Source organism: Vibrio sp. TRT 2004, from assembly GCF_050113735.1.
GTDB lineage: Bacteria > Pseudomonadota > Gammaproteobacteria > Enterobacterales > Vibrionaceae > Vibrio.
In genome coordinates, this window is record NZ_JBNJOH010000001.1 from 201,465 (window position 1) to 208,284 (window position 6,820).

General features: G+C 45.4%; 7 protein-coding genes. 4 read left to right on the plus strand and 3 right to left on the minus strand.

Going from position 1 to position 6,820, the window contains the following annotated elements; translation table 11 throughout:
• Positions 1-32: 32 nt before the first annotated feature.
• On the minus strand, positions 33-1,238 hold the full coding sequence (locus ACQEXR_RS00975; protein WP_427019599.1) for an MFS transporter: 1,206 nt from the start codon (positions 1,236-1,238) through the stop codon (positions 33-35).
• Between the two features lie 98 nt (positions 1,239-1,336).
• Here ACQEXR_RS00975 and soxR point away from each other — a divergent pair, with 98 nt between their 5' ends.
• Positions 1,337-1,801, plus strand: a complete 465-nt coding sequence (gene soxR, locus ACQEXR_RS00980; protein WP_331417822.1) for a redox-sensitive transcriptional activator SoxR — start codon at positions 1,337-1,339, stop codon at positions 1,799-1,801.
• Here the strand turns inward: soxR and ACQEXR_RS00985 are convergent.
• Together ACQEXR_RS00985 and ACQEXR_RS00990 are read right to left on the minus strand one after the other, a co-directional pair.
• Positions 1,775-2,650, minus strand: coding sequence for an AEC family transporter (locus tag ACQEXR_RS00985; RefSeq protein WP_427019600.1), 876 nt, complete (start codon positions 2,648-2,650; stop codon positions 1,775-1,777). The genes soxR and ACQEXR_RS00985 overlap by 27 nt on opposite strands.
• A 120-nt stretch (positions 2,651-2,770) precedes the next feature.
• The gene (locus tag ACQEXR_RS00990) at positions 2,771-3,247 is read right to left on the minus strand and encodes a peptide-methionine (S)-S-oxide reductase (protein WP_427019601.1); all 477 of its coding nucleotides are present in this window, start codon (positions 3,245-3,247) and stop codon (positions 2,771-2,773) included.
• A gap of 301 nt (positions 3,248-3,548) precedes the next feature.
• On the opposite strand from ACQEXR_RS00990, the gene ACQEXR_RS00995 reads away from it, so the two are divergent.
• The 3 genes from ACQEXR_RS00995 (at position 3,549) to ACQEXR_RS01005 (ending at position 6,711) form a co-directional block, all read left to right on the plus strand.
• On the plus strand, positions 3,549-4,550 hold the full coding sequence (locus tag ACQEXR_RS00995) for an ABC transporter substrate-binding protein (protein ID WP_426950042.1): 1,002 nt from the start codon (positions 3,549-3,551) through the stop codon (positions 4,548-4,550).
• A gap of 4 nt (positions 4,551-4,554) precedes the next feature.
• Positions 4,555-5,913, plus strand: coding sequence for a GGDEF domain-containing protein (locus ACQEXR_RS01000; RefSeq protein WP_331428538.1), 1,359 nt, complete (start codon positions 4,555-4,557; stop codon positions 5,911-5,913).
• Between the two features lie 189 nt (positions 5,914-6,102).
• A complete protein-coding gene (locus ACQEXR_RS01005; protein WP_138971094.1) occupies positions 6,103-6,711 on the plus strand; it encodes a YitT family protein in 609 nt (202 codons plus the stop codon).
• Positions 6,712-6,820: the final 109 nt, after the last annotated feature.

The window sequence follows — 6,820 nt, forward strand, 5'->3', positions numbered from 1 at the left end:
TTGGTTTTTAATTGGAGAGAGACAATATGGGTTCAGTTGGCAATTTGAGCTTGTAAAGCGCGGGAGCGGTTGAGTTGAGACATGACCAATACCGCGAAAAACATAGTAAACGCTGCAATAGCAAAGCCCCAATGAGTCATATCGTATCGCGCCAAATACGCAATCAGGATGTAACTGACACTTTGTACAGATGTGGAGAATAGCACCAATCCACCCTCGACTCTGCCACGCTGACTGACATCAATCGTATGATGCATCCAATTAGTGCGAGCAATACGATTTAAGGCATTAAAAAATCCAAACACTAACGTCATCATAAGGATGTACATTGGGTGTGTCGCGATGCTCATACCCACTAAGGACGCCGCTACGAGCGCCATTGAGTATTGCATGGTCGTTTGATGTGAGCTGAGTGAGAGCAGTCTGCTGACGAATATACCCGTCAGCAAAGAACCAAAACCAAAGGCGATGTTATAGCCCGCATACCAGTCTCCGGAAATGTCATTCTCAGCAAACCAAATTGGGACAAGTTTTCCTAAGAAAGTGAGAATTGGATAAGAAAGGCATGACATCAGCAGAAAAGCATAGAAGTGTGGCTGTTGAGCAAAGATGGTACGACTCTCTTTCATCTGTTCGACAAAAGAGTTTTGGTTGTTGCTACGCAGTTGCTGTTGATATGGTGTGACAATGTAACTCACAGCAGCGATAGCCGATGCAATGGCGGCAAACGTTGCAAATTCGACCATTCCCCATCTTTGCAGTAACATGACGCCTAATGCACCAGCACCAAGGGTTGTCGCCTGCATTACAATCTCTTGCTTACCTGAAATAGAAGCATATTCATGACGCTGATAGTTCTCTTGGGTAAACGCGTTGTTCGTCGACCAGGCTAAATTGCTACTGACCCAAAACACCAATTGAGCACCGGCGAGGAGCCAGTGAGAGTCGAGATTAATAAGGTATGCGACCAATACGATGGTTGCGGTGAGAGACTGAACCACTTGAACAAGGATCAGCAATAATTTCCGTGAGTGACGATCAATTAAGGTCGCAAAAAATGGCGTGAGGACAAATGATGTTGCGGTACAGGTAAGCGCAACCAAGGCAATGAATGTTCCCATATCGGGTGTGCTTAACATGACCCACGGCAAAGCCATCATGAAAAGACCGGATGAAATACCATCAAAAAAGCGCCCTGAAAGGTAAGGCAAAGTTCTATTTTTCGTCACTAGTCTCATCGAAATATCCTTATGTAATCTGACTGAGTTAGTGCTACTGTAAAACCTCAAGTTAACTTGAGGTAAAGCGCGAATTTTAATTTTTTTTGGAGTGCAATATGGAAATGAGTGTGGGAGAAGTGGCGAAAAGAGCGCAAGTCAAAGTCTCAGCGCTACACTTCTATGAGCAAAAGGGATTGATCTTCAGTTGGAGAAATCAGGGCAATCAACGTCGCTATCATCGCAGCGTACTGAGGCGTATCGCAGTGATTAAAGCCGCTCAGGAAGTCGGACTAACGCTGGAGGAAATTGCGGAGTCACTGGGTCATTTGCCTAAGCATCAGGCTCCTAGCCGTCAGGAATGGGAGCAGATGGCATCCGGATGGAAAGAGCGTTTGGAGCACAGAATTCAGCAGCTTAAAGCTCTTCAAGATGATCTAGGTGGCTGTATCGGCTGTGGTTGTTTGTCTATGGAATCCTGTGCTATCTACAACCCTCAAGATATTCGTGCTGAAACGTTCAAAGGTAAAACCATGCTCACCAACCCTGAAGAGTGGTCACAAGGAGAGGGCGAACCCGAGTAACATTGGCAGTGTCAGCACACTAAAGAAGTTACTGAACAGCACCATTGACGCGACTTTCGTTGGCTCTATCTGAAAGCGCTCAGCAAACAGATAGTTCATCACCGCTGGTGGTAGCATGGTAAAGAGCACCATCATTTGTAGCTGCATCGGCGGTAGAGGAATGAATAGATAGATCACCATGAAAGCAGCTGCACCGGTTGCCAGTGATTGCAACGTACATAAGATTCCCACTTTTATGCCGCTCAACCTGAGGTTACACATCTGTGCTCCAAGCGAAAGCAGCATGACAGGAACAGCCGCCTGACCGAGTAACGAGGTCGCTTCATAGAGTGGTGTCCATACACCGATATCGGAAACGTTAAGGATTAGCGCTAAGCTTGCCGCGATAAAGATCGGCATCTTTACGATCTGTTTGAAAGGGTTACCTTCACTGAGGAGTGCTAAACCGAGGCTAATATGTAGGCAAGCCGAAACCACAAACAGCAAAACCGCTGACCCGAGCGCACTGCCTCCGAAAGTGTAAGTGAACAACGGGATAGCGAGGTTGCCACTGTTACGAAACATGTGTGGAGGCGCCCAAGCTTTATAGTTTATCTTGGTGAGTTTGCACACGGGAAGCATGAGGATGCCAGGTAACAGCACCGCGATGGCGGCAGCGCTTAAAAGCGGCACTTGCTCAGTATCCAGAGGCATAGCGACCAGCGATGAAAATACCAACGCAGGGGTGAACGCATCCATATTTATACGGTTAATCGGCCTAAAGTCGGGTTTAAGCCATCTACCAACGGAAAAGCCAACGGCAATCAGCGCGAACACAGGGAAGAGAATCCCGACCACTTGTTGAAACATTTCAATCCTTGAATAGCGTTATACAACTTAGACTAACTTACTGGATCTTAAATCATTAAAACAGGGTAATGTCGCTTATAACGTCAATGTCAGTTGATTCACGCGCGGTTGCTCTGCTAACTACTTACGATATTTATGCAGCACATTGACGGGAATGTGACAGTAGTCATTTGGAAATCGAGTTAATCGATCTTGGTGCTCGTCATCGCTCTTGACGTAATTGGTCAGCAGCATCACTTCAACTGCAATTTTCTTGCTGTCAGGACGCGCAGCAATGTACTGGCGGGCTTGATTTAAGTGCTGCTCATCTCGGCTGTAAACACCGGTACGATACTTCTTACCGATGTCTTCTCCTTGCTGGTTAACGCTATAAGGATCGATAATCTCGAACAGATAATCCATTAACTGTTCAACAGAGAGCAATTCAGGATCGAACTCAGTACGAACACATTCTGCGTAGCCATCATATTGCCCCGAGGTTGTGCTTGAGGTGCCATTGGCTCTACCAGCTTCAGTGGTGACAACGCCGGGTAAATGGCGCATAAACTCTTGCACACCCCATAAACATCCGCCTGCAATATAGATCTCGTGTAACAAAACATGGCTCCGTTGGTCGATTTAGACTGGCAATTAAAACAAATTCCGCTGCCTAGGAATAGTGATCATTCGTCAAGTGAATCTGTACACAGATATAACCGGAAGCATGGAGAAAAAGAGAACAGGTAAGACGAACTGGCGGATATCGCTTGCGGGTCGGAAGGGCTGGTTTTTGTGAACTGGCGTTAAGTTTTAAAGAAATTATTCATGACAATCTGGAAAACTTGAGCTCTTGATTCACTTTTTTAATTCATAGGCTAAATTTATATGTGCTAGGTTTCTTATGCGAATGGATCTGCCAATGATACCGTTTATAAAGAATAATAAATTGGCGCTTAGTGTTTCTGTGCTTATGTTGTGCGCGGTAGCTTGGGGCGTGATAAACGAAGTGAAGATGAGTCAGATGACGACCTCTTCAAAAATAAGAATAGGGGTTTCTCTAACACCCTTATCATCGCCTTTTTTGGTTGCTGACCAACTGGGCTTTTTTAAATCCTTTAATCTAGATGTCAGCTTACACCCTTGTTCGAGTGGTGCCGCTTGTACAAACCTGATGCTAGATCGCAATGTTGACTATGCAACGGCATCGGAGTCTGTTGTGATGTTCCAAAGCTTTCAGCGTGATGATCTTTCTTTGCTTGTCAGCTTTGTTGAATCAGACAACGACCTCAAACTTCTCACACTCGTGCCTGCCAGTATTCACAGCGTCAACGAGTTGGAAGGTCGTAGGGTAGGCATTATCAAGGGCACGGCCAGTGAGTTCTATTTCGACTCGGTACTTATCAGCAACAATCTCAAGCATATGCCCGTAGAGAAAGTCTATTTGCAACCACACGAGATGGTACCGGCACTGCTTTCGTATCGAGTTGATGCAATATCGGCATGGGAACCAATGGGCTTTGAAGCGGATTTATTCTCTGTTGCGGATGTCGCGAATCTAGGGGTTAAAGGGATCTATCAATTGTCATTTAACCTGATTGCTCGCTCACCTTATCTAGAGTTTGTTGGTGATGAGCCGACCCGCTTACTACAGGCTCTTGATAAGGCGATTGAATGGATAAACAGCAACCCAGAGGAGGCGATTGCGATGATCGCGACACGACTTGACCTTCCGCCTAGCCAAGTCAAGTGGACATGGCAGGACTACCTGTTTCGCTTATCCTTGGGTAATTCGCTACTCTCAAACTTGCAATTACAATCTCGCTGGGCGATTGAAATGGGGTTAGTCGAAAACTCGCCGCCGGATTTCAGAGAGCTACTTTACCCTTATCCGTATCAGCAAGCGATGGAACTGAGGGATTGACGCTATGTTGGATTCTCTGTTCAAGAAAATGTTTATCCTTTCAACGACAACGATGATGTTGACGTTATTCATTGTTATCTCTTTCTCAAAGATACATGCCGAACAGAAGCTAACGAAATTCGAGCTGGATCAGCTTATTGAGCTACAACTGTGCGTCGATTTATTACGCAGCCAATTATGGGTGTTTAAACAGTTTGGTGACCAGCCAAGTTTGCATCAGGTCGAGATCGCACACGCTGAGTTGGACACTAAACTCACCGCTTATAAGAGTAGCAACATTCTCCTCGACAACATTCAACACATGAACCGAAGCCTTCATATTTTGCTACTGCAAGAAAAAGAGCTCTATTTTGATGGTTCTGGTAGACGCAAAGAAACGGATTCTGACGATATCAATGCACGTAACCTGCTGCATTCGCGCTACAACATGATCGTGCAAAACATGACAGAGGAGCTTGCTTACGTTCATCAGCTTGTCTTGAATCGTAATGTCACCAATCTACAGAGTGTTATGGCGACAGCTGCTGCGTGGCTGATCATCTGTTCCATTTTAGTGAGCGTCACCGCTTGGCTAATTTTGTTCCGTTTTAAATCGGGTGCAGAAGCAATGAAAGCAGCGATCATCGATCTTGCTAAGGGGAAATTGGACACCAAGGTTGAAGCGGTAAAAATGGACAGTGAGTTTCGTGTTATCGCCAGCTTTTTTAATCAAATGACCGTCTCGTTGTGTCGCTCGACGGTCACACGTAAAGAGCTTGAAGAAGAAGTGCTCAGACAGACTCGACAGCTCAAACATAAGCAGGAGCAACTGCTGTTCTTATCCGAACATGATCCACTCACCAACCTAATGAACCGCCGCGCATTTGATAAACAGCTTGAGAATGCGATGATCAAAGCTAATCGCAGTGGCTGTAAATTGGCGTTGCTGTTTATTGATCTCGACGAGTTCAAACAAGTTAATGACACCTATGGTCATGATGCTGGTGATGTGGTGTTAGTCAACATTGCGCAGCGATTAGAAGAGAGTGTACGCGAGTCGGACTTTGTTGGTCGTTTAGGTGGGGATGAGTTTGTTATCTGCTTAGACTTGCTTCACGATCTGTCCATTGTCGATAAAAAAGTTCAGCAAATCATAGACGTCATCAGTCAGCCGATTGTATTTGACGGCCACACGCTTGTTATTGGGGCGAGTGTTGGTGTTAGCCATTATCCGGAACAGACCAAAGATAAAGATTCATTGCTCAGCTTAGCTGACGAAGCGATGTATAGCGCGAAAGGTCGCAGTGGGGGGGATGAGAAGGCCAATAAGCCGGCAGCCTCTTCAGAGTCAAATGTGGTCAATTTATCACAACGCTCCAAGTAACCTTAGCGTCTAGTGTACATTTTGTTTAACACAGTCCTTACAAGTGATTTCCTGTCAGATCTCGACATTTTTGTCATTAATCGACATCTTATGCGGGTTTGATTCACCGGTTTGTGAATCTGATTGCCCATCGAAATACGTCATCGTTATGTCTATTTCGATTTTGGTACTAATGGATAGGAAGTCTAAATGGATAAAGAACATAGTTTGCGCGAAAACTTACTTGCGCTTGTTTTGGGTAGTGCTCTGGTCTCACTGGGTGTTATCTTTTTCAATAAAGTCGGTCTGCTGACAGGCGGTACTGCGGGATTGGCAATCTTCCTGACTAAGGTGAGTGATTTCAGTTTCGGCCAAATCTTCTTTGCGCTCAACTTGCCGTTTTACATTTTATCCGTCACCCGAATGGGATGGCGATTCACGCTCAATACCTTCATTGCCGTTACTATTGTTTCATTCGCGGTTGACCACTTACACCATGTCATAGAGATTGCACGCATTGACCCATTCTATGCGGCGCTTCTTGGCGGAGGGATGATCGGTATTGGGATGCTGGTGATATTCCGTCACAAGATGAGCTTAGGTGGATTCAATATTTTAGCGCTGTTTCTGCAAGAACGATTTGGTATTCGTGCTGGTAAAGTGCAGATGGCATTAGACTGTACGATTGTGATCATGTCTTTGTTTATTGTCGATATTTCGCTGATTGCTCTGTCGGTAATGGGCGCAGTCGCGACCAACTTGATTCTGGCAATGAACCACAAGCCGGGTCGTTATCAACCCCAAGCAACAACAGCATAGAAAAAGGCTTAGCTTCGGCTAAGCCTTTTTTATTTTCAGCCCTAAACCACCTACTTCAGTAGGTGGTTATCATTCAGTGAGGCTTTGCCTGTAGTTCTACCCATGTTAA

Bases quoted from the DNA above. Each gene is read 5' to 3' on its own strand.
- ACQEXR_RS01000 (WP_331428538.1), top strand. From the start codon at position 4,555: ATGTTGGATTCTCTGTTCAAGAAAATGTTTATCCTTTCAACGACAACG.
- ACQEXR_RS01005 (WP_138971094.1), top strand. From the start codon at position 6,103: ATGGATAAAGAACATAGTTTGCGCGAAAACTTACTTGCGCTTGTTTTG.
- ACQEXR_RS00985 (WP_427019600.1), bottom strand. From the start codon at position 2,650: ATGTTTCAACAAGTGGTCGGGATTCTCTTCCCTGTGTTCGCGCTGATT.
- soxR (WP_331417822.1), top strand. From the start codon at position 1,337: ATGGAAATGAGTGTGGGAGAAGTGGCGAAAAGAGCGCAAGTCAAAGTC.
- ACQEXR_RS00975 (WP_427019599.1), bottom strand. From the start codon at position 1,238: ATGAGACTAGTGACGAAAAATAGAACTTTGCCTTACCTTTCAGGGCGC.
- ACQEXR_RS00995 (WP_426950042.1), top strand. From the start codon at position 3,549: ATGATACCGTTTATAAAGAATAATAAATTGGCGCTTAGTGTTTCTGTG.